The organism is Rhodococcus sp. GQ147 (assembly GCF_059759155.1).
Window position 1 is genome coordinate 1 of sequence record NZ_JCAXDU010000069.1, and the last position, 705, is coordinate 705.

The 705-nt window shown below is 66.7% G+C and carries 1 protein-coding gene; it reads right to left on the reverse strand.

The features are described 5' to 3' along the window. Positions 1 to 705, reverse strand: a 705-nt coding sequence (fgd, locus tag AC6CID_RS25065; RefSeq protein WP_498354676.1) for a glucose-6-phosphate dehydrogenase (coenzyme-F420), incomplete at both ends; no start/stop codon positions are given.

Consider the following 705-nt stretch of genomic DNA (forward strand, 5'->3'; position numbering starts at 1 on the left):
GACCTGCTCGACCGCCTCGTCCGGATCCGACGCCACGATCCACCGCTTGGCGACCTGCTCGATCGGCAACGCATCCGCCGCCGCCTCCATCTCCATCGGATCATCGATGGAATGCTTCTGCTCCGGCGTGAGCGACAGCGGTGCCCAGAAGCGGGTGTTCTCCAACGCCTTGTCCGGATCGGTGTCGTACGAGATCTTGATCTCGATCATTCTGTCGATCTGCGCCACATCCCGCTCCGCCTTCTCCGCCCCCTCGGCGACGGCCGGCAACAGCTTGTCGGTGTAGAGCTCCATGCCCTTGCCGGAGGTGCAGATGAACCCGTCCCCCGCGCGTCCGGCATAGCGGGCCACGACCGGGCCGCCGGCGGCGACGTAGACCGGGATGCCGCCTTCGGGCACGTCGTAGATCGACGCCCCCTTGGTGGTGTAGTACTCGCCCTCGAAATCGACCCGGTCTCCGCGCCACAGCTCACGCATCAACCGCACCGATTCGCGCAGCCGGGCGAAGCGTTCCTTGAACTCCGGCCACTGGCCGGCGTAGCCGGTGGCGATCTCGTTGAGTGCTTCGCCGGTGCCGACCCCGAGGAAGATCCGTCCCGGATACAGACACCCCATCGTCGCGAAGGCCTGCGCGATCACCGCCGGGTTGTACCGGAACGTCGGCGTGAGCACACTCGTGCCCAGCTGCAACCTTTCGGTGCGCTC